Annotated in this window: 25 protein-coding genes and 1 pseudogene; 4 read left to right on the top strand and 22 right to left on the bottom strand. The window is 42.5% G+C overall.

What is annotated here, in order from left to right:
• The first annotated feature begins 692 nt into the window (after window positions 1-692).
• Window positions 693-1,157 (top strand): MarR family winged helix-turn-helix transcriptional regulator, encoded by a 465-nt coding sequence (locus tag ACIG3F_RS04380; RefSeq protein WP_004278843.1) that lies wholly within the window; start codon window positions 693-695, stop codon window positions 1,155-1,157.
• Between the two features lie 77 nt (window positions 1,158-1,234).
• On the opposite strand, the gene ACIG3F_RS04375 is transcribed toward ACIG3F_RS04380, so the two are convergent.
• The 5 genes from ACIG3F_RS04375 to ACIG3F_RS04355 all read right to left on the bottom strand — a co-directional run bounded on the left by ACIG3F_RS04375 (window position 1,235) and on the right by ACIG3F_RS04355 (window position 8,343).
• Window positions 1,235-1,897 carry an SOS response-associated peptidase family protein gene (locus tag ACIG3F_RS04375; protein ID WP_396469451.1) on the bottom strand — a complete coding sequence of 221 codons (663 nt, stop codon included), beginning with the start codon at window positions 1,895-1,897 and terminating at the stop codon, window positions 1,235-1,237.
• A gap of 92 nt (window positions 1,898-1,989) precedes the next feature.
• The gene (locus ACIG3F_RS04370; RefSeq protein ID WP_396469450.1) at window positions 1,990-3,438 is read right to left on the bottom strand and encodes an aldehyde dehydrogenase family protein; all 1,449 of its coding nucleotides are present in this window, start codon (window positions 3,436-3,438) and stop codon (window positions 1,990-1,992) included.
• Window positions 3,439-3,566: 128 nt separating this feature from the next.
• The gene (locus ACIG3F_RS04365; protein WP_396469449.1) at window positions 3,567-5,732 is read right to left on the bottom strand and encodes a malate synthase G; all 2,166 of its coding nucleotides are present in this window, start codon (window positions 5,730-5,732) and stop codon (window positions 3,567-3,569) included.
• Between the two features lie 367 nt (window positions 5,733-6,099).
• Entirely contained in the window at window positions 6,100-7,251 is a 1,152-nt protein-coding gene (gene zapE / locus ACIG3F_RS04360; protein WP_396469448.1) for a cell division protein ZapE, read from the bottom strand.
• Between the two features lie 84 nt (window positions 7,252-7,335).
• Window positions 7,336-8,343 carry an AraC family transcriptional regulator gene (locus ACIG3F_RS04355; protein ID WP_180096971.1) on the bottom strand — a complete coding sequence of 336 codons (1,008 nt, stop codon included), beginning with the start codon at window positions 8,341-8,343 and terminating at the stop codon, window positions 7,336-7,338.
• Window positions 8,344-8,487: 144 nt separating this feature from the next.
• On the opposite strand from ACIG3F_RS04355, the gene ACIG3F_RS04350 reads away from it, so the two are divergent.
• Together ACIG3F_RS04350 and ACIG3F_RS04345 are read left to right on the top strand one after the other, a co-directional pair.
• Window positions 8,488-9,984 carry a flavin-containing monooxygenase gene (locus ACIG3F_RS04350; RefSeq protein ID WP_396469447.1) on the top strand — a complete coding sequence of 499 codons (1,497 nt, stop codon included), beginning with the start codon at window positions 8,488-8,490 and terminating at the stop codon, window positions 9,982-9,984.
• A gap of 68 nt (window positions 9,985-10,052) precedes the next feature.
• Window positions 10,053-10,961, top strand: coding sequence for a lysine exporter LysO family protein (locus tag ACIG3F_RS04345; RefSeq protein WP_396469446.1), 909 nt, complete (start codon window positions 10,053-10,055; stop codon window positions 10,959-10,961).
• Window positions 10,962-11,082: 121 nt separating this feature from the next.
• Here the strand turns inward: ACIG3F_RS04345 and ACIG3F_RS04340 are convergent, their stop codons facing one another.
• Entirely contained in the window at window positions 11,083-11,307 is a 225-nt protein-coding gene (locus ACIG3F_RS04340; RefSeq protein ID WP_396469445.1) for a hypothetical protein, read from the bottom strand.
• Window positions 11,308-11,421: 114 nt separating this feature from the next.
• Here ACIG3F_RS04340 and ACIG3F_RS04335 point away from each other — a divergent pair.
• A pseudogene (locus ACIG3F_RS04335) lies at window positions 11,422-12,286 on the top strand (IS982 family transposase).
• Window positions 12,287-12,380: 94 nt separating this feature from the next.
• Here the strand turns inward: ACIG3F_RS04335 and pyrF are convergent.
• The 16 genes from pyrF to ACIG3F_RS04255 all read right to left on the bottom strand — a co-directional run bounded on the left by pyrF (window position 12,381) and on the right by ACIG3F_RS04255 (window position 24,185).
• The gene (gene pyrF / locus ACIG3F_RS04330) at window positions 12,381-13,061 is read right to left on the bottom strand and encodes an orotidine-5'-phosphate decarboxylase (protein WP_004645455.1); all 681 of its coding nucleotides are present in this window, start codon (window positions 13,059-13,061) and stop codon (window positions 12,381-12,383) included.
• A gap of 36 nt (window positions 13,062-13,097) precedes the next feature.
• Window positions 13,098-13,457, bottom strand: coding sequence for a lipopolysaccharide assembly protein LapA domain-containing protein (locus ACIG3F_RS04325; RefSeq protein ID WP_004278852.1), 360 nt, complete (start codon window positions 13,455-13,457; stop codon window positions 13,098-13,100).
• Window positions 13,458-13,481: 24 nt separating this feature from the next.
• Window positions 13,482-13,787, bottom strand: coding sequence for an integration host factor subunit beta (locus ACIG3F_RS04320; RefSeq protein ID WP_004278853.1), 306 nt, complete (start codon window positions 13,785-13,787; stop codon window positions 13,482-13,484).
• A 163-nt stretch (window positions 13,788-13,950) separates the two neighbouring features.
• Window positions 13,951-15,627 carry a 30S ribosomal protein S1 gene (gene rpsA, locus ACIG3F_RS04315; RefSeq protein WP_004645456.1) on the bottom strand — a complete coding sequence of 559 codons (1,677 nt, stop codon included), beginning with the start codon at window positions 15,625-15,627 and terminating at the stop codon, window positions 13,951-13,953.
• A 110-nt stretch (window positions 15,628-15,737) separates the two neighbouring features.
• Window positions 15,738-16,421 (bottom strand): (d)CMP kinase, encoded by a 684-nt coding sequence (gene cmk, locus ACIG3F_RS04310; protein ID WP_396469444.1) that lies wholly within the window; start codon window positions 16,419-16,421, stop codon window positions 15,738-15,740.
• A 17-nt stretch (window positions 16,422-16,438) separates the two neighbouring features.
• Window positions 16,439-16,870, bottom strand: a complete 432-nt coding sequence (locus ACIG3F_RS04305) for an SRPBCC family protein (protein ID WP_004645458.1) — start codon at window positions 16,868-16,870, stop codon at window positions 16,439-16,441.
• A gap of 60 nt (window positions 16,871-16,930) precedes the next feature.
• On the bottom strand, window positions 16,931-17,446 hold the full coding sequence (gene tadA / locus ACIG3F_RS04300) for a tRNA adenosine(34) deaminase TadA (protein ID WP_396469443.1): 516 nt from the start codon (window positions 17,444-17,446) through the stop codon (window positions 16,931-16,933).
• 6 nt (window positions 17,447-17,452) lie between these two features.
• A complete protein-coding gene (locus ACIG3F_RS04295) occupies window positions 17,453-18,574 on the bottom strand; it encodes an enoyl-CoA hydratase/isomerase family protein (RefSeq protein WP_004645459.1) in 1,122 nt (373 codons plus the stop codon).
• Window positions 18,571-19,284, bottom strand: a complete 714-nt coding sequence (gene ung, locus ACIG3F_RS04290) for a uracil-DNA glycosylase (protein WP_005247316.1) — start codon at window positions 19,282-19,284, stop codon at window positions 18,571-18,573. Before ung ends, ACIG3F_RS04295 begins: the two co-directional genes overlap by 4 nt.
• 46 nt (window positions 19,285-19,330) lie before the next feature.
• The gene (locus ACIG3F_RS04285) at window positions 19,331-19,927 is read right to left on the bottom strand and encodes a 6-carboxytetrahydropterin synthase (RefSeq protein ID WP_243474565.1); all 597 of its coding nucleotides are present in this window, start codon (window positions 19,925-19,927) and stop codon (window positions 19,331-19,333) included.
• A gap of 152 nt (window positions 19,928-20,079) precedes the next feature.
• Window positions 20,080-21,051 carry a type II secretion system minor pseudopilin GspK gene (gene gspK, locus ACIG3F_RS04280; protein WP_081407897.1) on the bottom strand — a complete coding sequence of 324 codons (972 nt, stop codon included), beginning with the start codon at window positions 21,049-21,051 and terminating at the stop codon, window positions 20,080-20,082.
• Between the two features lie 6 nt (window positions 21,052-21,057).
• Complete coding sequence (gene gspJ, locus ACIG3F_RS04275) at window positions 21,058-21,699, bottom strand: type II secretion system minor pseudopilin GspJ (protein ID WP_396469442.1); 642 nt, start codon at window positions 21,697-21,699, stop codon at window positions 21,058-21,060.
• Window positions 21,696-22,115, bottom strand: coding sequence for a type II secretion system minor pseudopilin GspI (gene gspI, locus ACIG3F_RS04270; protein WP_396469509.1), 420 nt, complete (start codon window positions 22,113-22,115; stop codon window positions 21,696-21,698). Before gspI ends, gspJ begins: the two co-directional genes overlap by 4 nt.
• Window positions 22,116-22,194: 79 nt before the next feature.
• Entirely contained in the window at window positions 22,195-22,746 is a 552-nt protein-coding gene (locus ACIG3F_RS04265; protein WP_396469441.1) for a type II secretion system protein, read from the bottom strand.
• Window positions 22,747-22,755: 9 nt separating this feature from the next.
• Window positions 22,756-23,370 (bottom strand): TetR/AcrR family transcriptional regulator, encoded by a 615-nt coding sequence (locus ACIG3F_RS04260; protein WP_004278873.1) that lies wholly within the window; start codon window positions 23,368-23,370, stop codon window positions 22,756-22,758.
• A gap of 41 nt (window positions 23,371-23,411) precedes the next feature.
• Window positions 23,412-24,185: a TatD family hydrolase gene (locus tag ACIG3F_RS04255; protein ID WP_396469440.1), complete on the bottom strand. Its 774-nt coding sequence runs from the start codon at window positions 24,183-24,185 to the stop codon at window positions 23,412-23,414.
• Window positions 24,186-24,208 lie beyond the last annotated feature (23 nt).

Genomic DNA, 24,208 nt, shown 5'->3' with positions numbered 1-24,208 from the left:
GCACGGCGAGGGATCCATTAAAATTTAACCTATGCAACTTAAGACTATTCCATTATGCATAAACTGAGTATTTTGTAATGTATTAATTTACAAAAAAATTACATGATCATGATTTTATTGAGACTTTTATGATCAACTGATTGATGCTGAAACTGATTAATTTTAATTTTTTCTACATCATTTATTCGAATTGAATTAAAAATAAACAGAATTTAGTTTGATTAGGCTATTATTTTTAAGGTCACTTAAAGATTAGAGCATAAACTATTTTTTTATTGAAAGAACAATCACTTAAAAATATAGCTGTAAATAATCATTTACTATATTGACTAAAACCACTCAATCACCCTATATTTCTTAAATCGATTAATTTATTGAAATACAATTATTTGCATTAAAACCTATTCAGACAGGCTGCTTAAGAACAATAAAAAGTCTTGGAAAACATTTCTACTCACGAAATACATAATGAGGAATTAAATTTATACAAAATATTATCGCCTTTCATCCGATTTTAAAGAACAATCTTCGCGCCAGATAAGGCTCACATGCAGAACTGATCAACTCCTTGGGATGTTAAGAAAAACTAAAAAGTGTTAGCGCTTTAACATTTTTAAAATAAAGGTTGAAATATGCATAAACTTTTTCATAAAATGAACGGGCCCTAGAAAAATAAATACAAGGAACATTTCATGACTAAGAAATATGCAAAATTTTTGCCGTGTACGGAAGAATTTAATTTAGAAAACTTTCCATATTATTGGGTAACTCAGGTTCATGCTCAATACGTCGTTAATGTCGATCATGCACTAAAAAAGTATGGTGTTGACAATTCCCGCCGCCGCATCCTTCTTGCACTAAAAGCCAAACCGCATGCCAGTGTTTCTGATTTGTCAGAGATGGTTGTTTCTAAAATGTCGACCACGACTAAAATTGTCTACCGCTTAAAAGACGAAGGTCTGGTCGAAACCTATTCATGTGAGGATGACGCACGGATTACCCGAGTATTTTTGACTGACAAAGGCATGCAAATGACACATAAGATCAATGATCTGACCAATGTCGTACTGGAACAGTCATTTGAAGGCCTGACGCCTTTGCAAATTGAAAAAACCATGGAAAGTTTACGTCATATTTTCAAAAATTTAGCTCGTTAAAGACCTACTTTTTATTTTAAATAGACGCTGGCGAATTGGCGCATACTTTATAATAATAAATAATTCGCCAGAGCTTTCTAAAAATCAAAAAAGTTCAGTTGTGGACTGACTTTTTTGATTTTTTCTTTTGGTACATGTGAACATTCAAACTCTTCTACCGGAAAGCCCTCTACAAAGCTACGAATATCCGGATGCCTTAGCGTTAGCCATTCTTGCAGTCGCTGCTGTGGAATCACAATAACCGAGCGTTTGATATTACCCGGCTCATGAAACTCCTTCATCATGGAATGGTCAATTGCATCCATGGTAATCATACTGGCAGAGCGTACAATTTCACCTTGTACCCGAGCAATCTCATACACAGCTGCAATAAAAGTCGCCTGACCATCTTTACGTCTTACACCCCAACGCTGCGGTTTATTGTCAAAATATTTGGACTCATAAAATTCCGATACCGGAATGACGCAAAAATGACATTTGGCGGTGGCTTCAGCGAAGGTGGGCCTTTGCAGTAAGGTTTCATTTCTGGCGTTATAGGTCTTGGTACCTATAGTTTTGTCTTCTGCCCATTTCGGAATGAGTCCAAAATTCACGGAACGCCATTCCAGTCCTTGAGCTGAATGAAACAAAAGCGGTGTAGCATAATTGGGATAGACCTCCTCTGGATATTCAAAAGGAATTTCTGGCAATCCCAGATTATGCAACTGCTCTAAGGTTAAAGGCTTAAAATTGACGCACATGGTTCATATATGTAAATCATTCGACCATAACATTATACCGTGATGCCAAGTCGAAGCCTGTCGTATTTCTATAGTTTTAGGCGCATTGCCTGTTATGAATTCGGTATGGTCAACCAGTGTGTCCGGGTAAACTCCTCAAAAATCCAGCGACCATTAAAACGTCCTAGTCCTGAGTTTTTCTCGCCGCCAAAGGGTGCATTAGACTGATCTGCAACACTGATCCCGTTAATATGGGTCATGCCAATATCCAGTTGTGCCGCAAAAGCGCTGCCGCGTTCGATATTTGATGTACAGACTGCACTGGACAAACCGAACTCTGTTGCATTGGCTAGATTTAAAGCATGGGCCTCATCACGTGCTTTTAAGATCGGTAAAATCGGACCGAAGCTTTCTTGTTGTGCTAAATCAGAATCGGCTGCGACGTTAATGAAAATATGCGGATAGACCAGATTTCCTTCAATTCCGCCCTCATATACCAGCTGTGCGCCCTGCTCGCTGCCTGTCTGAATGATCTGTTGATGCTTTTTGACCTGACTCCGATTAATGATCGGCCCGATGATGGTATCTTCCAGATTCGGATCGCCCACTGGAATCATTTTGACCCGATCCAGAAGCTTATCCACATAAGCATCATGAATAGATGCATCGATAACAACCCGATTGGTGCTCATGCAAATTTGTCCCTGATGCATAAAACGCCCCATCAAGGTCAGTTCAACCGCCAGATCAAGGTCGGCATCATCCAGAATCACCAAGGGTGCATTGCCGCCCAGTTCCAGTGCCAAACGTTTGATTCTGGAACTGGCCAGAGCTTTACTGCCGACACTTTTCCCCACTTCAGTCGAGCCGGTAAATGAAATCATTTTTGGCACTGAATGCTCGACAAAATAATCCCCGATTTCACTGCCAGCACCGGCAATAATATTCAATGCACCCGGAGGCAAACCGGCTTCTTCAAATAATTTCCCGATTAATGTACCGCCAGTCACCGGCGTATCACTGGCTGGTTTCAAGACAACCGTATTGCCACAGGCAATCGCTGTCGCCACTGAACGCAAGGACAGATGAAATGGAAAGTTCCATGGGCTGATGACTGCAATCACGCCTAAAGGTTTACGCAAGACCAAACTTTTCCGTACTGGATCTTTGCTTTCGAGCTGTTCAGTTTTCAGCTGATCTGGAAATGCCAGACTTTCGTGAATAATCCCCAAGGCAGCATCTACCTCAAGGCCGGCTTTAATGCGCGTACTACCAGATTCAATGATCAGCCAGTCAATGATTTCATCACGACGCTGCTGAATAATTGTCATCACATTTTGCAGCACTGTTTTTCGTACTTCAGTGGGATTCAAAACACCCTGCTGAAAAGCCTGCTCTGCTGCGGTATAAGCACTGTCGACATCGACAGAACTGGCAGCTGGCATACTAAAAATTTCACTCTGGGTATAGGGATTAATATTTTTTATTATTCTGGTTGAAGTACCAGCTTGCCACTGACCATGAATAAACTGCTGGTCTAAATTTTGATATACCGTTGTCATTTTATTGTTTCCTCACATGCTTTGCCCCACTTTAAGAGTTCAACTGGAAAATTTCTAGTCAAAACAACGACGGCTTACCATTAGACAATAAAAAAGCCTCCGAAGAGGCTTTTTTAAGCTAGACAGGATTAGTCACCTGTATAACCTTTTAACTTTAAACGCGCTGCGTGCAGAAGCGGCTCGGTATAACCTGATGGCTGCTCACCACCTTTAAAAATCAGGTCAGATGCTGCCTGGAACGCAATATTGTTGGCAAAGTCAGCAGACATTGGCGTATACAGTGGATCATTGGCATTTTGCTCATCCACAATTTTCGCCATACGTTGCATCACTTCTTCTACTTGCTCACGACTTACGATACCGTGACGCAACCAGTTCGCAACGTGTTGTGAAGAAATACGTAGAGTCGCACGATCTTCCATTAAACCGACATCATTGATGTCTGGCACTTTAGAACAACCTACACCCAAATCTACCCAACGAACGACATAACCCAAGATACCTTGACAGTTATTTTCGAGTTCTTTGGTTTTTTCTTCTTCAGACCAGTTGGTGTCTTTCGCCAATGGCGGTGTCAACAAATCATCCAGAGATAAAGGCTGAGTCGATAATAGTTCTTGCTGACGGTCTGCAACATTAATCTGGTGATAGTGAATCGCGTGAATCACCGCACCTGTAGGTGATGGAACCCATGCACAGCTCGCACCCGCTTCAGGATGTTCAGTTTTGGTTTTGTACATGTCAAGCAACATGTCTGGCTTTGGCCACATGCCTTTACCGATTTGTGCTTTGCCACGTAAACCTGCTTGCAGACCGATCATCACGTTACGGTTTTCATAAGCCGGGAACCAGATTTGGCCTTTTACTTCGCCTTTACGAACGAATGGACCAGCTTCCATAAAGGTATGGATTTCGTCACCAGTACGGTCCATGAAACCTGTATTGATGAAGATGGTACGATCTTTGGCTTGTGCAATACAGTTCTTCAAGTTCACAGAAGTACGGCGTTCTTCATCCATAATCCCGATTTTTAAAGTTTTTGCAGGTAAGCCAAGTGCCTGTTCCGCACGTTCAAACAATTCAACGGCAAATGCCACTTCTTCAGGACCGTGCATTTTCGGTTTAACGATATACATTGAACCTTGACGCGAGTTCTTGATGGTATTTTCACCTTTGATGTCTGCAAAAGACAACAATGGCGTAACCAGTGCATCCATGATGCCTTCATAGATTTCTGCGCCATCTACCAGAATCGCAGGGTTTGTCATTAAATGACCAACATTACGCAGCAACATCAATGAACGGCCGTGAACTTTAGTTTCACCACCTTCTACATTTTTGAAAGTACGGTCTTCATTCAGTTTACGGGTAACAGTTTTACCGTTTTTCTCAATAGACTCTTCTAAAGTACCTTTCATCAGGCCTAACCAGTTACGGTAGCCTTCCACTTTTTCTTCAGCGTCAACGGCTGCAATCGAGTCTTCCAAGTCCTGAATGGTCGTAACCGCAGCTTCAAGAACCACATCTTTTACACCAGCGGCATCAGTTTGGCCAATCGGGCTACTGGCATCAATTTGCACAATAGCGTGCAGGCCATTATTTTTAAATACGATTTCAGTCGGTGCTGAAGCTTCGCCATTGTAGCCAACGAATTTAGCCGCATCTGCCACAGTTGTTTTTGAACCGTCTTTTAGGGTAACAACCAGTGCATTATCTTCAACTGCGTATTGAGTTGCGTCTGCATGCGAACCTTGTGCGAGTGGGAAAGTTTCGTCGAGGAAATTCTTTGCAAATGCGACAACTTTTTCACCACGTTTCGGGTTATAGCCTTTGCCTTTTTCCGCACCATCTTCTTCAGAGATGACATCGAAACCATAAAGTGCATCATACAAAGAACCCCAACGTGCGTTTGCAGCGTTCAAGCAGTAACGTGCATTACGTACTGGTACCACCAACTGTGGACCTGCCAGTACTGCAATTTCTTCGTCTACATTTTCAGTGCTGATTTGAAAATCTTCTACTTCTGGTAACAAGTAGCCAATTTCAGTCAAGAAAGCTTTGTAAGCTTGTAATTCAAATGTGTTATTGCGGTGCCATTCATCAATCTTCGCCTGAATGTCATCACGCTTAGCCAAAAGTGCTTTATTTTTAGGGCTAAGATCAACAACGACTTGTTCAAAGTTTTTCCAGTATGTTTCGCTGTCTAAACCAGAACCTGGTAGTGCTTCATTTTCGATGAAATCGTAAAGTTCTTTAGCAATCGCTAACTTGCCTTTTTGAATACGTGCAGTCATTGTCTTTCCTGATATTGCTACTTTTTATACAAGAGATTCTAGTATACCGATTAAAATCTAGCTGAATAGTATTATCACATTGCTAAATACTGAGCATTTTTTCCAATATGAATACCCTCATAAACATATTTGATCTTTCTCAGTTACAAATAGATATCATTCTGCTAAATACCCTAATGATAGTGTATAAAGTTTTCGAAATGTAGAAATTAGACTTAAGTTCAGATTTTCGAGTAAAAATTATGCATTCTAGTTATACACGATCACATTTAGACCAAGATTAAGCCATGTTTAATCAGGCTTGTCGATAATTTAAGTACCTATTTTTATAAAAAAAAGCGCTGGTAAATGACCAGCGCTTTTATTCTTACTCTCCGTTCACGGAGGCGATTTTCTCAATCTGGCGATGTTTAGAATTCAGGTATTCATCCGACTGCATTTCTAGCAAACGGGAACGGGTCCGTTCAATTTCAAAGGCCAGTTTCTCACCTTGGTAAATATCCACGATATTATCTTCCGAGGTTAAGAGCAACTTGACGCCGCGGTCATAAAATTCATCGACCAGATAAATAAAACGGCGTGTTCCATCATTCAGAAAATCGGTCAGGTGCGGTACATTGCTGACCAAAACCGTATTATAAATATTGGCGATTTCAATAAAATCAGCTGGACTGCGTGGCTTTAAACACAGTTCAGAAAACTCGCACCACAACACATCTTCAGTATGTGACACGGTTTCAACAATACGGTTGTTGATAATAATCGGCTCTTCAGAACAGGTCTGAGTCTGGGTCAAAGCGCTAAAACGTTGAGCAATCCAGTTTTTATGATCATGCGTTAATGGGAATTTAAACAGTTGTGCCTGTTTTAGAACCCGTAGACGGTAATCGACTCCGGCATCGACATTTAAGACTACACAGTTTTTCTTGACCAGTTCGATGGTAGGCATAAAACGGTCACGGTGAATGCCGTTTTTATATAAACCGTCTGGTGCGATATTCGAGGTGGCAACCAAAGTGATACCGCGTTCAAACAGCTTCTGGAACAGATCGCTCAGGATCATCGCATCTGTCACGTTGGATACAAAAAATTCATCAAAACAGATGATGACCGCTTCTTTATAAATCCGATCCGCCACGATATCTAGGGGGTTACGCTGTCCGGATAATTTGTTTAACTCACGATGCACATGCTGCATAAAATGGTGAAAATGCATCCGGGTTTTACGGCGAAACGGAATCGAATCGTAAAACTGATCCATTAACCAGGTTTTGCCACGCCCTACTCCGCCCCACATATACACGCCTTTCGGAGACGTCTGACGACGAAAGCGGCGAAATGCTTTTTTCGATGCCTTAAAACGCTGAATCAATTCCAGCCAGACACGATTCAGTTCATGTACTGCCATTGCCTGTGCTTCATCAGGCATAAACTGTCCTGAAGAGATCGCTTGCGCATAACGTTCTGCAGGAGAAATCGGACTAAAAGCGGTGCTGTGCTGTGAATTAAAATCGGACATAGAATTTCGTACTATTTGGGATCAATTTAATTATAGCGGAGTTTAATCAACACACTATAACACTTTGGCATAAACAAGCTTAGGCTATTTTATATATTGCCGAGGACTTTGCCCAAACCAGCGTTTAAAGGCATGGTTAAAAGCGGCTGGCTCGGAATAGCCTAATAATTCTGCAATCATTTCAATCGAATACTGTTTGTATTCAATCAGTCGCAAAGCCTTATCTTTAATAATTTCTTCGCGAATCTGCTTATAACTGGTATCACATTGCTGTAACTGATGCCGCAAGGTTCGTTCCGGAATATTCAGCGCCTGTGCCGTTTCAGCCATGCTCGGCATCAGGCCACTTTGGATTTCCAGATAATCCTGAACACGCTGCACCACAATCGGCGTCTGCTCATCCTGTTGCAAACGTTCCATTTCAGCCAGACATTTGGCTTCATAGACAGCAAAAGTGACCGCATCCGCAGAGGGAATTTTAATATCCAGCACTGCTTCATCAAACCAGAATGCTGCCCGAGATGCATCAAACTGTACCTGTGTTCCATAATAATCATGGTAGACCTTTAAGGTATTCAGATCTTCTGGATGGGCAAATGGCAACTCGATCCGCAGATCCGGTTTGGATAAGCCCATCAATTTGTAAATTTCCCGGATAAACTTAAACGTTCCGGAAATCTCCGCCTGTGCCAGCAACATTCCCAAATGATCATCCTGCTGCTTTGCTCGATAACACAGCGCGCTATGATGCTCGCTTTGCTGCAAGGCCAACTGACCGGTCAAATGCGTCAACTGCTGAAAACGGATCACCTGATTCAGTGCATCACGTACCGTAGGACTGGTCACCAGCAACATGAGTAAGGGGCCATAACCTGCCAAAGCATAATGCTGGCCAATCAATAATCCCTGTTCAGGCTGAATTTCCTGCCCCACCACCTTGAGCACATCATGTTCCAGACTCGGATGGATCACCGAGCTTGGATCAAAGGCATCTACACGCAACCCAATGTTTTGCAGTTTCTGATCGACCTGCATGCCAGCCTTACGCATCCCTTGAATCAAATACATCAGACTGAGAACAGAACGTTTCATAACCATACAAATACAATGTGCTTGCACTAGTTGTACTATAAAAATAATGTGTCGGCTATTGCCGTTTAGATCAATTTTATGTCTAATCGTTTAGGAGCAAATTACGATAAATATCCAACATTAAAATAAACAAGGAATGTACGAATGCTAGATCATGCCACTGTCACACGCTCCCACGCTCATACCAAAGTTGCCATTATTGGAGCCGGTTTCGGCGGTATTGCCATGGCAATACGTTTACAGCAACAGGGTATTGATGATTTTATTATTCTGGAAAAAGGGAGCGATTTTGGCGGAACCTGGCGGGACAATCAGTACCCTGGAGCAGCCTGTGATGTGCAATCACATTTATATTCCTTGTCATTTGCACCGAAAAGCAATTGGTCCAAGCGTTATGCAGAAGCACCCGAGATATTTTCTTATATTCAGGATCTGGCGACCGATTATAACCTGCGTGCTTTTTGCCGTTTAAATACCGAAGTTCTGGCAGCACATTACCAGGCAGAACGCTGTCTATGGCAATTACAGCTTCAGGATCAAAGTATCCTTGAAGCCCAGTTCGTTATCTTCGCTTCTGGGCCATTGCATATTCCCCAAATCCCACATATTCCCGGTATTGAGAAATTCCAGGGTAAAGTCTTTCATTCTGCGCAATGGGATCACACTTATGATGTAACTGACAAAAATGTTGCTTCAATCGGGACAGGTGGCAGTGCCATTCAATATATTCCGGAAATTGCCCCACAATGCAAACATCTGTATGTCATGCAACGTACTGCAGCCTGGATCATTCCCCGAGATGAACGTGCCTATCCGAATCTTGAAAAGAAGCTCTTTAAAAAATATGACTGGTTTAGAAAGCTACACCGTGCCCGCCTGTATTGGTCAAATGAATCGCGTGTGGTACCGATTGTCAAACCTGGCATTATGAAATTCACCCAAAAACTGGCGGAACTATTCATTAAATATGAGGTAAAAAATCCTGAATTGGCCAAAAAACTGACCCCCGACTACATCATGGGCTGTAAACGCATTCTGGTCTCGAATAAATACTTCCCGACTTTTAACCGTACCAATGTAGAACTGGTGACTAACAAGATTCAGGAAATGACTGAACACAGTATCATTACACAAGATGGAACAGAGCGGCCGATTGACTGTCTGATTTATGGCACCGGATTCATTACCGATCCGCGCATCTATATGAAGAATTTTCAATGTACAGGGCTCGATGGTGTAGAACTGAATGAAGTCTGGAAACAAGGCGCTGAAAGTTATTATGGAATTTGTGTGAAAGACTTTCCAAACCTGTTTCAGTTATTGGGCCCAAATACCCTATTGGCACACAATTCTGTGATTTTTATGATTGAGGCGCAAGTTGAATATATCTTAAAGTTGATGCAACTGGTCGATCAATTCCAAAGCGATGCCATTATGGTCAAAGACCAGGCACAAGATACATTTAATCAGCAGGTGCAACATATGTTTGAAAAGACTGTGTGGCAATCTGGCTGTGTCAGCTGGTATCAGCAGAAAGGCGGCAAGAACTTTGCCTTATGGCCGACTTATACCTGGAAATACTGGCTCAAAACAAAAAAGCCAAATGTCGCGGATTATCGATTATTGAATAAACTCGCCTAAAAGCTTTTTACCATCTGACATCAAGCGGTGGCATAATTTATAGGTAATTTTTTCAATCCATTAAACTTATGCAATCGCTTTGGCTTATCTTTCAGCTTCTATTTTGTCTAGCAATCGGTTTTGCCATGGCAAAACGAATTCCGATTTCGATTATTAAAATCTGTTTCAAGCTATTGCCCTATTTTAGCTATGTTTTATTGATTGCAATTGCCTTTGAATTTTCACAATTGGTAGATGAATTACAGCATCCTCTCCAGATTTTGAGTACGTCGATCAGCATTGCCTTTCTGACCTCCCTAGGTGCTTTTGCATTTTGTTATCTACTATTTAAATGGGCAGGTTATCTTCCTAGCTCTGGTCGGGTATCCGTCGATCTAGTAGTTAAATCCTTGCTGAACATGAGTTATGCTTTTTTGGCTCTCGCAGGCGGATATTGTTTACATACAGGCTTGAATCTGTTTGATCTATCCTTGCAAATCAGCACCTGGCATTTGTTGCTAGTATTTATGTTCATGATTGGCCTGGATCTGGCTTATTCACCTTTAGATCGTTCCTGGTTAAATTTTAAAATTCTCCTGGTACCAATCGGTTGCATCTTCGGTTCATTATTCGCGGTCATGCTTTATTCATTCTGGAACACCGACATCAGTCTGAAAGATTTGATCATGCTGTCACAAGGCTATGGATTTTACTCAATGTCAGGCGTTGTCGTGACAGAACTCAGAAATGCAGAACTCGGCAGTATCGCCCTGATGAATGACCTGTTTAGAGAAATTTTTGCCATCTTACTGATGTATTGTATGGGTTGGAGATATCCAAGATCGGCCATTTCCGCAGCGGGTGCAACTGCGATGGATGTGACTCTGCCGATGGTTAAACAAGCCTGCGGGCATGATTTTATTCCACATGCCATGGTCAGTGGTTTTATTTTGTCACTGTTAGCACCAATCATGGTGAGTATACTGGCAGCGATTTAATAACTTTATCACTTTCTCAATCTCACTAAATTCCTCTTTTATAAAGAGGGACTCTCCTCCCTGGGTAATTTTTAAAGCAGAATTTTAAAACGAAGCACAAGCAAGGGGCCGGCAGAGCTGACTAAAAACTTAAATCAATATCACTTAAGGCATCGCCTACTGTTTCAATAACATCCGAAGCGAGACTGATGGCATCAGATGCCAAACTGACCACATCTATTCCCACTGTCCAATCTGTTGAGCTTGCCTGTTGTTGCTGTTCTTGTTGCTTAAGCTGCTCTGCCTGTTGAACATTTTGAATCATGTCATTCTGTGCTTTTTCTAATTGTGGTTCAGATGAAGTCATCATTTTTCCTTTTTATTTTAACCTGAGTTCGATATAAAAAAAGAGTAGAAAAAAAGCCCTGTTTTTTTAACATATTGGTTCTCAAGACAAAATGTTATAAAACAAGGCTTCTCAATGGATCATATTATCGAATTATTTTGTATTTTGGATGATTTCTGCAAAAAAATTTAATGACTCTTTAGAGAAAGCTTTAATTTCTGATCAAAAAACCAGGTTGAAAAAGTCAGCTTTAAGCTTGTCTGAAGCAATGACCATTGTCATTTTATTTCATCAATCCGGTTTTAGATTCTTCAAATATTTTTATTACCAAATGATCGTTCCATTCTGGAAATCTGCTTTTCCTAAACTGCTTAGCTACAACCGATTTATTGAAATCATGCCCCGTTGTTTGCAAGCTCTGAGTTGTTTCTTCCATCAGGTGAAAGGAAAAGATACGGGAATCAGTATCATTGACTCCACTAAATTGGTAGTTTGCCATAATCTTCGGATTAAAAGGCATCGTGTATTTAAAGGCTTGGCCGGTCGTGGAAAAAGTAGTACGGGTTGGTTTTATGGTTTTAAATTACATCTCGTTATCAATAATTTAGGTGAAATTATTAATCTCAAGCTGACATCGGGAAATGTTCATGATGTTGCTATATTAGAATCTTTAACTCAAGAATTAAATGGGATCCTACTCGGAGACAAAGGCTATTTGAGCAAAGCAAAAGCCGAAGCTTTAGCAGCAAGAGGACTGAAAATATTGACCCCATCACGTCGGAATATGAAAAATAAATCCATCCAAACTGAAGAAGAAAAACAATTACTTTGCAGAAGAGGACTGATCGAAACAGTGAATGATCAATTAAAAAATTTACATCAACTTGAACATTCACGTCATCGTTCGGTAAATAACCTCATGGTGAATATCATGGCTGCTGTAGTGGCTTATTGTTTGAACCCCAATAAGCCAACTTTCCAAAATATGCTAAAAGGTTAAGTGGATTTCATCGAACTCAGGTTATTTTATAACCATTTTTTCAATATATAAAAAAAGCCTTTCGACTGAAAGGCTTTTTGTCATTCAAACCGTATTAAAGCGTTGCTAAAATATCTTTCAAAGTCTGACGCATATTTTTAGACTGGGTAATCGGGCGACCAATGACCAGATGTGTTGAGCCATCCAGCATTGCCTGTTTCGGTGTCACAATACGTTTCTGGTCATCTGCATTCGACCCTTCTGGACGAATGCCTGGTGTCACTAATGCAAAGTCTTTTCCAATCGTTTCACGTAACATTTTCGCTTCTTGAGCTGAGCAGACCACCCCATCTAGACCACTGTCTTTGGTCAGTTGTGCCAGACGTTTTACATGCTCATTTGGCTCAATATCCAGACCAATATCTTTCAAGTCTTCACGGCCCATTGACGTCAATACAGTCACTGCAATCAACTGAGTCTTATAATTACCTGCTTGTAAACGCTCTACACAGGTTTCCATCATCTTGCGGCCACCTGAGGCATGCACATTCACCATCCACACACCCAAATCTGCTGCTGCGCATACTGCCTGTGCTGTTGTATTTGGAATATCATGAAATTTCAGATCCAGAAATACATCAAAGCCTTTATCTTGAAGTGCTTTGACAATAATTGGACCTTCATGGGTAAATAACTCTTTACCAACTTTTAGTCGACACAAGGCAGGATCTAGCTGTTCTGCAATAGCTAAGGCATCAAATTGGCTTTTGGCATCTAGTGCGACGATGATACTCAAGAGATTACCCCTTCATATAGGCAAAAAATAAGCCCATTATAATGGGCTTTGATTTTCATTGGTAATATCTAATACAGTTTTTTCATGCCGGGTATGCGCTGCTGCTTCAGCGGCCATTAACTTGGCTGTATTCAACTGTTCCTTACGTAGATGTTCAATGTCTTTACGCAGTCGTTTTATTTCCCAATTCGTCTGAAAAACCCGGAAGATCTGAACGCCCAATAACAGGCCCAAAACAACACCTAAAGATAACGTGAGGAGAAGTAATAATCCCAGGCGCATTGCAGGAACTTGAGTAAATAACAAGTCCACTGACAATTCGGTACCGTTTTGCAAAACTAAAGCTAATGAATAACCAAACAGTACCAATAAAAGAATGACTAGAACGTAACGCATGAACACCCCGCAAAATATTTACAATTATTTTTGTGCAGACTCATTCACAGCGTCACGAAGTGCCTTACCTGGTTTAAAGTGTGGAACTGCTTTTGCAGCCACTTCTACAGATTTACCAGTTTTAGGGTTACGACCTACGCGCGGTTCACGGTGATGCAATGCAAAACTACCAAATCCACGAATCTCGATACGATTGTCAGTTGATAAAGCTTCTATCATTTGATCAATCATAATTTTAACTGCTTCTTCCACTAAAGGCTCAGCCAAATGCGGATTTTTTAACGCAATACGCTCTATTAAGTCAGACTTATTAAGTGCTTCAGTAGTCATCTGCGACCTCTTTAATTATCAAGCTACTTGGGATCTATTTCCCGATAATAACCTGTTTAAATACAAAACGGTAGCGCAATAATTAAATACTACGCTACCGTTTACAGTATTTGTATAAAAAGTATTAATTAACTTACATTAACAATACAATTCAAACGCTTACTTAGTTGCCCATTTGAGCTTTGATCAGGTCACCAATCGTCTTAGGACCATTGTCTTGACCAGCAGGAGCTGTTTTCAAGTTAGCAACTGCTTCTTTCTCTTCAGCTTCGTCTTTCGCTTTGATAGACAAGTTGATTGCGCGAGATTTACGATCTACGTTGATGATCTTCGCTTCAACTTCTTGACCAACTTCAAGGAACTTAGTTGCATCTTCAACGCGATCGCGGTTGATTTCAGATGCTTTCAGAGTCGCTTCAACTTCGTCAGCTAACTTAATAGTAGCGCCTTTAGCGTCAACTGCAGTTACAGTACCTTTAACCAACGCACCGCGTTCGTTAGCAGCAAGGAAGTCATTGAACGGATCGTTGTTCATTTGCTTGATGCCAAGGCTGATACGGTTGCCTTCAGCGTCTACAGAAAGGATAACCGCTTCAACAGTGTCGCCTTTCTTGTAACGACGAATCGCTTCTTCGCCTTGTTCGTTCCAAGAAATATCAGACAAGTGAACTAGACCGTCGATACCGCCTGGTAAACCGATGAAGATACCGAAGTCAGTGATAGATTTGATCGTACCAGAAACTTTTTCGCCTTTATCGTGGTCTTTAGCAAACTCTTCCCATGGGTTAGCACGAGTTTGTTTGATACCAAGAGAAATACGACGACGTTCTTCATCAACTTCAAGAACCATAACATCAACTTCGTCACCAATCTGAACAACTTTAGATGGGTGGATGTTTTTGTTCGTGTGATCCATTTCTGAAACGTGTACTAAACCTTCAACGCCTTCAGCGATTTCAGCGAAACAACCGTAGTCAGTCAGGTTAGTTACGCGCGCTTTAACGATTGAACCTTTAGGGTAACGGTTCATGATCGCTAACCATGGATCTTCGCCAAGTTGTTTAAGACCTAGAGAAACACGGTTACGTTCGCGGTCGAATTTAAGTACTTTAACAGTAACTTCTTGACCAACTTCAACAACTTCTGAAGGGTGCTTGATGCGTTTCCAAGCCATGTCAGTGATGTGAAGAAGACCATCAATACCGCCAAGGTCAACGAATGCACCGTAGTCAGTAAGATTTTTGATCGTACCAGTAACTGTTTGACCTTCTTCAAGCTGAGCAAGAAGAGCTTCACGGTCAGCTGAAGATTCAGCTTCCATAACAGCACGACGTGAAACAACAACGTTGTTACGTTTAGCGTCAAGTTTGATTACTTTGAATTCTAACTCTTTGCCTTCTAGGTGAGTAGTATCACGAATAGGACGAGTATCAACTAAAGAACCTGGAAGGAACGCACGTACTGGACCGATGTCAACAGTGAAACCACCTTTAACTTTACCAGAGATAACACCAGTAACGATTTCGCCGTCTTCAAAGATTTTTTCAAGTTTAGTCCAAGTTTCTGCGCGTTTAGCTTTTTCGCGAGAAAGAACTGTTTGACCCATACCATTGTCAAGTGCTTCAACAACTACGTCTACAGTGTCGCCAACTTGAACTTCAAGTTCGCGCTGTTCATTTAAGAACTCAGCACGGTCAACAACGCCTTCAGATTTAAGGCCAGTGTCAACAGTTACCCAATCAGAGTCAATGCTTACTACAACGCCTTGGATAACTGCACCCTTTTCAACGTTGAGGTTTAATTCGCTTGCTTCAAAGAGGGCTGCAAAAGATTCGGTCATGATATTTCCGATAAAGTCAGCGGTCTTGGATCAGACAAGGCCGGTTTAATTAAGCATCTACATAGTCCATATAAAACTGATCAAGCTATGCGTTTGCTGATAAAATTGGGTTAGTTTGCTAACTGCTGATCCACATAAGTGGTCATCAGCTGGAATACTTCATCGATATTCAAATCTGAACTATCGATAATGTAAGCATCATCCGCAGGCTTGAGTGGAGCGACAGTGCGTTCCATATCTCGTTTATCGCGAGCGATGATATTAGCTAAAATGTCGCTTATTTTAACATCCAGCCCCATGCCCTGCAACTGCTTTACACGTCTTTGCGTACGGGATTCAGCCGAGGCCGTCAAATATATTTTTGCCTGGGCGTTCGGGAAGATACTTGTCGCCATATCGCGTCCGTCTGCTACCAGACCCGGTGCCTGCGCAAAGGCATGTTGGCGTGAAACCATCGCTGTTCTAAGCTCAGGAATTGCTGCAACTTTTGAAGCAAACTCTCCTACCCGTTCAGTGCGAATAGTTTGGGACACATCTTCACCATCCAGCCACACCTTCACTCCAGTGTCGGTACTGACAAACTGGATATCTAAATTTGTTGCGATTTGTACGCATTCTGGCAATTTCGTGTCTAGAGAATCCAGCAAATCATGGTGATGCAATGACAAACCCAAAAGGCGGTATAAAGCACCAGAATCCAATAAGTGAAACTGATAATGTGCAGCCAGTTTCGCTGCTAACGTGCCCTTGCCAGACCCACTTGGACCATCAATGGTAATAATTTGAACTGTCATTGCTTTCCCGTTGTTGTTTAAACAGATTTTGCGAGTTTTGTCAGGCCTAGTTTAATCGCTGCCTGTAACTGTGCAAGGATTAATTTACTCACAAAAGGCGCACGTGCCTGCAATTCAATCGTATAAGTTACTAGTGTTTTGTCATCAGCCAGTGCTTCAAATTCAATAATACCCAAATGATGCTTGATTAACGGATTTTTAATAATCTGGTATTCGATGCGATTATTTGGCTCGAACAAGGTAATTTGTTCTTTCAGCGGCTTTATTGGCCCCATACCCATTGCACGTACCGAACCGAGTCCATCAGGATGTTCAGCATCCGCAGAATCCTTGATTCGTTCGACCTGCATCGGTGCGAAGGCAATATTATAGGTGTCATGCTTGGACATCAAATTAAAGACATCATCAAGCGCTGCCGGAAATTCTTTTTTTACTTGAATGCTGTTCATTATTGTTCCTGAAGATTGCAGATATTTGAAAGTAAGCAAATTTTAGCGGATAAAGCAGATTTATTTCTGCGTATTTAATAACTTTTCTTGTAACTTGAGTTCTCGTTTCTGCTCGCGGCGCAACTTAAAAAATGCACTCAGCTGTTCAGAACATTGCTGCTGCATGCAGCCTGCCTGGAAAGGAAATACGTGATTATAATAACCGGTTTCAAACAGTTGACGCGCACTCACCAATGAACCCGCTTTCGCTTCAAATGCACCAAATACCACTCGCGAAACCCGCGAATGCACCAGTGCACCGACACACATGGTGCACGGCTCAAGAGTCACATAGAGCACCGCATCATCAGGTAACCGATAATTTTGGAGGTTTTGACAGGCATCACGTAGTGCAACAATTTCAGCATGCGCAGTCGGATCATTCAACGAGATGGGCGCATTAAATCCCTGACCAATGATCTGATTCTGACTGACGATAATTGCCCCGACTGGGATTTCTCCCTGTGCAGCAGCAAGTGCAGCCTGCTCGTAAGCACGCTGCATCCAGTATTCATCTGTAAATTGTGTTTCGGACATTGAGGCTTAAATCACACCATAATGCTTGAGCAGCTCATTCCAGCTTTCAATAGTCGTAACTGGAGGATTTCCAGACAGGATACCTTTTAAGCTCATATCTACACCTTTTTTCCACTCAGGACTAAGGTCTTTATCGACCAGACGCGCTCGCACTCCCTCGACAAAATCATGATGACGGATTTTCCAGTCAGAAATTTGAACTTCCAGCTCGAAAACTTCATTCCAGGAATGTACCTGCTTACCCCATTGCCATAATAGCCAGGTCAAGGCTGCGGTAGTCGGCGAACCTTTTTTCAGGTTTTCACTGGCCTGACGCAACCAGTCACTACGCGCATCACTCAGGCCAATAATCGACTCATAATCATGCTCAAAGTTGATACCACGGCAAACACTATGAATCACATCCAAGGAGTTTTGCAGCGGTCCTGGGCCGACTGGACGGTGCATACTATTCAGGGTATCATCAATGGCACGAAAGTCACCTGCAGGATAATGCTCCCAGTCGATATTAATGACTTTATCCAAAACTGAATCACGCTGTGCATCACAAATATGCGTTGCCCAGCCAATCCCATAAGCGCCCGCAGCGGTCATGATCGAACCGGTCAAGCCAGTAAATAGACCAATCGCACCACGATCTGCTAAGAAGCGGGTTGCACCCACGTCTGGATACAAACCGATATTAATTTCAGGCATGGCCAAACGTGAATAAGGCGTCACTAAACGGAAAGGCGCCGCCATAAACAGCCCCAAGCCGCCGCCCATCACATAACCTTCACCCCAGACTAAAACGGGTTTGGCATAATTATGCAATAACAGATCAAGTGCATATTCTTGCTCAAAGAATTTATTGGCAGTCGCGACTTCATCATTAATCACTAACTGACGCAGTTTACGTACATCCCCACCCGCACAGAACGCTTTCGGTGTGGTTGAATCCAGCCAGATGGCTTTTACACTGTCATCATGATGGAAATCCTGAAATACTTCCAGAAGTGCGGAAGCGATCGATTCATCCAGCGCATGCAAAGATTTCGGGCGATTTAAACGAACGATACGCCAACCATTGTGCGCTTCTTCAACAATCAAATCTGGATGATAATGTTTAGTAAGGGGAGAATATTTCATGCGTCCAGCTGCCAATCTATAGGCTCAATGCCATGTTGTTTGAGGTAATTATTCGATTTCGAAAATACTTTGCAACCAAAAAAACCACCACGGTTTGCGGCCAAAGGCGATGGATGTGCTGCCTTTAACACGAGATGCTTGTCTTGATTAATGCGCTGTCCTTTACGCTGTGCGTATGCGCCCCAAAGAATAAAGACAATATGTTCACGCTGTTCATTTAATACATCAATGACGTGATCGGTAAATTCTTCCCAACCGCGCTTTTGATGCGAAGTCGGCTGACCTGCTTCTACGGTCAGTACTGCATTTAACAGAAGCACACCCTGCTCTGCCCAATGCGTCAAGTCACCATGCTTCGGTCTTTCAACCCCAACATCAGCATGTAACTCATGAAAAATATTACGCAAAGATGGTGGTAATGCAACCCCCTTTTGCACGGAAAAGCTTAATCCATGCGCCTGATTTGGGCCATGATAAGGATCTTGCCCCAAAATTACCACTTTTACCCGATCTAGCGGCGTGGTATTTAACGCATTAAAAATCAGATGATTGGGAGGATAAATGATTTTATCTGCTTTTTTTTCTTCAACGAGAAATGCTTTTAATTCATCCATTTTCGGACTGAGCAAAAATTCACTCAATCCATATTTCCAGCTTTCATCCAACTGAACTTTATTCAGCTTGGCCAGTTGCTGTTCATTTAAAGACATTCTTCAATCCTAAATCTATGTCAATGGATTTAAAGTCACGCAGACTTTAAATCTGTACCTGTAAATCTACTGTAGGGTTATGAAATGGTATGCCCTGTTTGAGCTTGGCGAACATGTCCGGATCTGTCCATTCAGCTTGCACCTGTTCAGAAAACTCAAGTTGCTCCAGACTAAGGATGCCCATTTGTTCATTTTGAATATCTTCTAAAAAGCTTTGTGCATAGCCGGTGTCGGTTTCATGCACAATCACAGAATAGACTTCGACATCGCCTTCACCATTTTGAGTCACGGTCGATGCCAGCACCTGCTGTGCCAGAAAGAAGAAAATACGTGAAAACTGTTCTGCTGATGGCGATACCGGCAAAGACACCCAGCGCGCACTGAAATTCTTGCAGGCCTGAATATATTCCGGATCGTCATTTTTCCAAAAGCAGATGGCATGATCGAAAGAATCAAAGAAATCCTTAATCACACCTTTAAGCAGACCAAAGTCATAGACCATTTGACCATGATCTAGCTTCGAGGCTTTTAGCAATAACTCGACTTTATAACTATGGCCATGGATCGAACGCTTACAGCGATCTGACGTGCAGTTACGCACAATATGAGCATTCTCAAACTTAAATAACTTACGAATTAACATATGCCGTAATGTCGTCAAAAAATAGGTGAATTAATTTTGATTATAAAGCAAAAGTAAAGCTTTGAGGATTAATTTTGCTGCTTAGCATGATAGGGAAAAGGCATCAGCCCGGCATTTGCGCTTATCCAGCCTGTACAACTCATGAGCTAAAATTAAAATGGCGCCATGCTACGGTAAGCGACATAAACCTGTTTGTCCTGACGAACCAGATCGCTGCTAAACTGGCGCTTACGCTCACTTAAAACCACTTCGATTCGGGCTTTAAAATAATTGGATTGCACCCCAAGCAGACTGTTAAACAAATTACGCCTGTCCGCATCGACCTGAGCGAAAGGCTCCAGTGACCACAGATCAGTCACATTGGAAAAGTGCTCCAAATTGGCCTGACGCTGATCCAGCAATTGCTGCACTGCATTCACATCCAGCTTTTCATCCATACTAGCCAAAAGAAAAGCTGAAGCGGTATTAATATTGACCAGGCTCTCCTGCACCGGTGCAGTACTCAGATAAGGTGCTATCAGCTTATATTTATTCTCTTCAAAACCGCGTACCAGCTTTAATTCTTCTACGCTGTGAAATTTTGCATTCGGTGGCAAAGCAGCATTGGGCAAGCTCTGATAATAGTTAGATTCGGCGCCCATGCCCCCACTGACCAGCTCGTCTGCATCCTGCCAGTCAATGACTGCTTCACTGAGCTGTTCCGGCAAACTGGCACGTTTTAGAATCAGCTCGAACCATGCTTTGGCATTTTCATTGACTGCGCCTTCGGCAGTAATCAGGCTATTTAAATTAAACTTGCCTGATTCATCCTGTATTATTCCGGAGACATAACCGTCATCTACCGGAAAAGCTGGCATGGGCTGCGCCCAGGTTTCCTGCAGATGGTCGACCTCTGCGGCATTTTCAGCATCATCGACCAGCAATTCAGAAAAAAAGGCCTCAGCACTTTTGGCATACATTAAGGACTGGTTTTGTCGCATCAAATAGGCAGTGCTTTCAGCAGTTGCAGCTTGACGTTGCGCAATCGTAGCCGCCAGAATAGTCGCTAGCGCTACCATCACCAGAATGGTAATCAATGCAATGCCCTGCTGCTGCTTGATCATGATCGCTTTATTCATTTTCATTTCTTATTATTCTGAGCTGGGTTGACTAGCGTTCTGAGTATCAAGCAAAAAGTCAGTATTTAATAAACTAAACATCCATTCATAACTGACGCCATTCACGGTTAAATTTATTTTAATCCCTTTAGGCAACCTTTGCTTCTGCTCTAATTGGTTCAGGTCTGAAGAAGCATCCGGCCATTGCGTGAGTTCATTCGGATTAAGTACGACGATCTGGAATTGTTCCACTTCCGACAATAAAAAACTGGATTCGGGCTGATCTTGACCGGTCTGATTCAGATTCCGGTATTTCAAGCGATAAAGTTTCTGTTCATCGGCTCGATACTGATATTCAATGCGTTCATCTGGGGAAATTCCTTCTTCCAAAGGGTCAGTTACCCCAGTTTTACTGAAATTAAAGCGTCCGTTCTGCAGCACCAGAGCCGGTTGAATATCCCCATTGATATTGGCCGTTAAGGGCACTGCCTGTACGGTATCTCGCAGAATCTGCTGATAGGTTTGCTGTAGCTGACCTAAACGCTGCTCATGAATCACATTCTGATCTTTGGTTTTGACAATATAATCAAAAACTTTCCAACCCAAAGCAGACAGCACCGCAAAGATCGCAATTGCGACCATTAATTCAACCAGGGTAAATCCTTTAGGCTTCATGGAGTATTGTTCATGCGATGATTAAAGAACATCAGGCTGCTGATCCCAGATTCAACCTGACCACTGTCCTGATTAACCAGACTCACCTGCAATTCGATTCGCTGCACATTCGGACTGACCGTCGGTTCGCTGCGCTTGTCAATCTGCCAAGTTTCACCTTGCTGGGTCAGCTGTTTAGAAGCCGTACCCTCCATCCATTCCTGATTGATTTCCATTTGTGCCACTTCATTTAAAGCAACAAACTGTGCTTTGGTACGTAGAATGGCATTTGAGGTGGATTGAGTATATTGCATTGCGACTTTGGTCAAGGTCATGGCTGCGGTCGCAAAAATTGCCAAGGCGACCATAACTTCCAATAAGGTAAAACCTGAGCGAGGATAAACGAAACAACGTTTCGTCCCAGTGCAAGATGACAAACGCTGTTCGGAGTGCACAGGATTAAGTCGAGTAATACTCAGCCTAATAGCACCAAATCCAATATTCTGCTTGAAATATCTAGATTTCATTGATTTTACCCAGATGATCAATCTCAATCGCAGCACCCACTTCACGGTCTTCTAAAAAGAACTGAATCCGCACCGGTTTGACTTCACCAGTGCCGAGCCAGATTAATTGAGGTGAATTTGCCTGAGTCAGGTCACGATTTTGTGCCCTGGCATAACGCTGCTGTTCCAGTGCCTGAATCTGAAAGGAAACATGATCAGGTAAATTACGCAATTTGAAATCTGCATAACTTTGCCATTTTTCATTTTGCAGGTTCGGTTCAGTCTGCGCTGCTGAACGATATTCTATAATTCCATAACGAAATGGCGTGACATCTGTTGCTGGCTGAACGTCAAGCGCGAGTATTCTAGACTGGTCATTGGCCTCGCGTAGCACCCGTTGCAAGTCTACTAATAAAATTTCCCGTGCCTGCATTGCTTTGCGCTGATCGACACCACTGGTATTGAGCAGCACTAGTGAAGCCATAATCCCCATAATCACAATCACCACCATCAATTCGATTAAGGTAAAGCCACGAACTGCACTGTTAGGTGATCTGATCATAGGACAACCTTAGACAAACTGGTCGGCAGAATGCACCTGCTTGGGCAAAGCCAGCGCCTGATCGATATAGGCCACACGCAAGGTATCGCGTGAACCCAAGTAACGCTGATAGAAACTGGAATTGAGAATTGCGGCTGCACCATGGGTCAGCGACCAGATCGAAGCCAGATAATCACGTACCGACATGCGGCTGTTGATCGATGCCAGATAAGTTTCTGTCATACGGATAATCAGGCGTAAGCGCTGTTTGCGCACCTGATAAAGTTCGCTAAACAGGTGCTGGATTCCAACCCCAGTCGTCGACAGGCGTTCTTCAATTTGATGAAACAGCACAGTACGTTCAGGATGATGCAAATGATGCAGCATAAAGAAGGCCAGATGTTCAGGAAAGGCTTTATCGCTATCCTGAATCATTTCCAGCAACATGCGCTCATTTCGGATAATCAGCAGCATGTATAGTTCATCTTTACTCTGGAAATGTTTATAAAGTGTCCCTTTGGCCAGATCAAGCTCGGCGGCAAGCGCATCGAGCGTCATTCCTGCTTCACCATTTTCTAACAGGAGTTGCTCTGCTACTTGAAAAATCAAGGTTTCTCTTGCTCGAAACTGAGCTTGACGATCCATCTTCACCCTATAAACTCTCTTTGTACTTTATATAACTTTATTTACTTTAAATTCAGAAGATTTTCAAAGTTCTGCTTTGTGATATAAGCCATTTCTTCCAGTGACTTATCATATACATCGCAAAGCGCTTTGGCTACATAAGGAACGTATTTAGGCTCATTAGATTTGCCACGATACGGCATTGGCGCAAGATAAGGACTATCGGTTTCAATCAGCACACGATCCAGCGGAACCTGCTTGGCGACATCGCGCAAATCCTGGGCATTTTTAAAGGAAACAATCCCGGAAAATGACACATAATAACCGCAATCCAGCACGGCTTTAGCGGTTTCCCAATCCTCGGTAAAGCAATGCAAAATACCGTGTGTAGATTTCTCTGCGCGGATAATATCCACAGTATCATGCTTGGCAGCACGGGTATGCACCACCACCGGTTTTTTAGTGATTTGTGAGGCATGAATATGTCGAGCGAAACAGGCTTTTTGTTCTTCGACAAAATCTGTGCTGTGATAATAATCCAGGCCGGTTTCACCGAGTGCCCAGACTTTTTCCGGTTGCGCCAGTTCGACCAGATATTCAGTCGTGGCACGTGCCATCGTGGCAGCATCTTCACAAGGATGTACACCGACAGTATAACCGACATCTGCATGACGCGCGGCAATTTTAGCCAGCTCGATATGATCATCCAGATCGACCGAGATACTCATGAATTTGGAAACACCGGCTTCACGGGCCTGAGCCAGTGCCTGATCCAGATCACCATGATATGGTGTCAAATCAAGCAGGGTTAAATGACAATGAGTATCTACAAACACGATGCGTTCCTACCAAGGGTAAA

The organism is Acinetobacter sp. NPDC052428 (assembly GCF_044547685.1).
GTDB classification, from domain to species: domain Bacteria; phylum Pseudomonadota; class Gammaproteobacteria; order Pseudomonadales; family Moraxellaceae; genus Acinetobacter; species Acinetobacter lwoffii_G.
Note: the sequence above shows the minus strand (reverse complement) of the source record. Positions and strands in the feature narration are given on the sequence as shown.

Bases quoted from the DNA above. Each gene is read 5' to 3' on its own strand.
- ACIG3F_RS04340 (WP_396469445.1), bottom strand. From the start codon at position 11,307: ATGACTTCATCTGAACCACAATTAGAAAAAGCACAGAATGACATGATT.
- zapE (WP_396469448.1), bottom strand. From the start codon at position 7,251: ATGTCCGATTTTAATTCACAGCACAGCACCGCTTTTAGTCCGATTTCT.
- gspJ (WP_396469442.1), bottom strand. From the start codon at position 21,699: ATGAAGCCTAAAGGATTTACCCTGGTTGAATTAATGGTCGCAATTGCG.
- ACIG3F_RS04375 (WP_396469451.1), bottom strand. From the start codon at position 1,897: ATGTGCGTCAATTTTAAGCCTTTAACCTTAGAGCAGTTGCATAATCTG.
- rpsA (WP_004645456.1), bottom strand. From the start codon at position 15,627: ATGACCGAATCTTTTGCAGCCCTCTTTGAAGCAAGCGAATTAAACCTC.
- ACIG3F_RS04345 (WP_396469446.1), top strand. From the start codon at position 10,053: ATGCAATCGCTTTGGCTTATCTTTCAGCTTCTATTTTGTCTAGCAATC.
- cmk (WP_396469444.1), bottom strand. From the start codon at position 16,421: ATGACAGTTCAAATTATTACCATTGATGGTCCAAGTGGGTCTGGCAAG.
- ACIG3F_RS04370 (WP_396469450.1), bottom strand. From the start codon at position 3,438: ATGACAACGGTATATCAAAATTTAGACCAGCAGTTTATTCATGGTCAG.
- ung (WP_005247316.1), bottom strand. From the start codon at position 19,284: ATGTCTTTAAATGAACAGCAACTGGCCAAGCTGAATAAAGTTCAGTTG.
- gspK (WP_081407897.1), bottom strand. From the start codon at position 21,051: ATGAAAATGAATAAAGCGATCATGATCAAGCAGCAGCAGGGCATTGCA.
- ACIG3F_RS04355 (WP_180096971.1), bottom strand. From the start codon at position 8,343: ATGAAACGTTCTGTTCTCAGTCTGATGTATTTGATTCAAGGGATGCGT.
- ACIG3F_RS04350 (WP_396469447.1), top strand. From the start codon at position 8,488: ATGCTAGATCATGCCACTGTCACACGCTCCCACGCTCATACCAAAGTT.
- ACIG3F_RS04295 (WP_004645459.1), bottom strand. From the start codon at position 18,574: ATGAAATATTCTCCCCTTACTAAACATTATCATCCAGATTTGATTGTT.
- ACIG3F_RS04320 (WP_004278853.1), bottom strand. From the start codon at position 13,787: ATGACTACTGAAGCACTTAATAAGTCTGACTTAATAGAGCGTATTGCG.
- ACIG3F_RS04265 (WP_396469441.1), bottom strand. From the start codon at position 22,746: ATGATCAGATCACCTAACAGTGCAGTTCGTGGCTTTACCTTAATCGAA.
- ACIG3F_RS04305 (WP_004645458.1), bottom strand. From the start codon at position 16,870: ATGAACAGCATTCAAGTAAAAAAAGAATTTCCGGCAGCGCTTGATGAT.
- ACIG3F_RS04365 (WP_396469449.1), bottom strand. From the start codon at position 5,732: ATGACTGCACGTATTCAAAAAGGCAAGTTAGCGATTGCTAAAGAACTT.
- ACIG3F_RS04285 (WP_243474565.1), bottom strand. From the start codon at position 19,927: ATGTTAATTCGTAAGTTATTTAAGTTTGAGAATGCTCATATTGTGCGT.
- ACIG3F_RS04325 (WP_004278852.1), bottom strand. From the start codon at position 13,457: ATGCGTTACGTTCTAGTCATTCTTTTATTGGTACTGTTTGGTTATTCA.
- ACIG3F_RS04380 (WP_004278843.1), top strand. From the start codon at position 693: ATGACTAAGAAATATGCAAAATTTTTGCCGTGTACGGAAGAATTTAAT.
- ACIG3F_RS04260 (WP_004278873.1), bottom strand. From the start codon at position 23,370: ATGGATCGTCAAGCTCAGTTTCGAGCAAGAGAAACCTTGATTTTTCAA.
- tadA (WP_396469443.1), bottom strand. From the start codon at position 17,446: ATGTCCGAAACACAATTTACAGATGAATACTGGATGCAGCGTGCTTAC.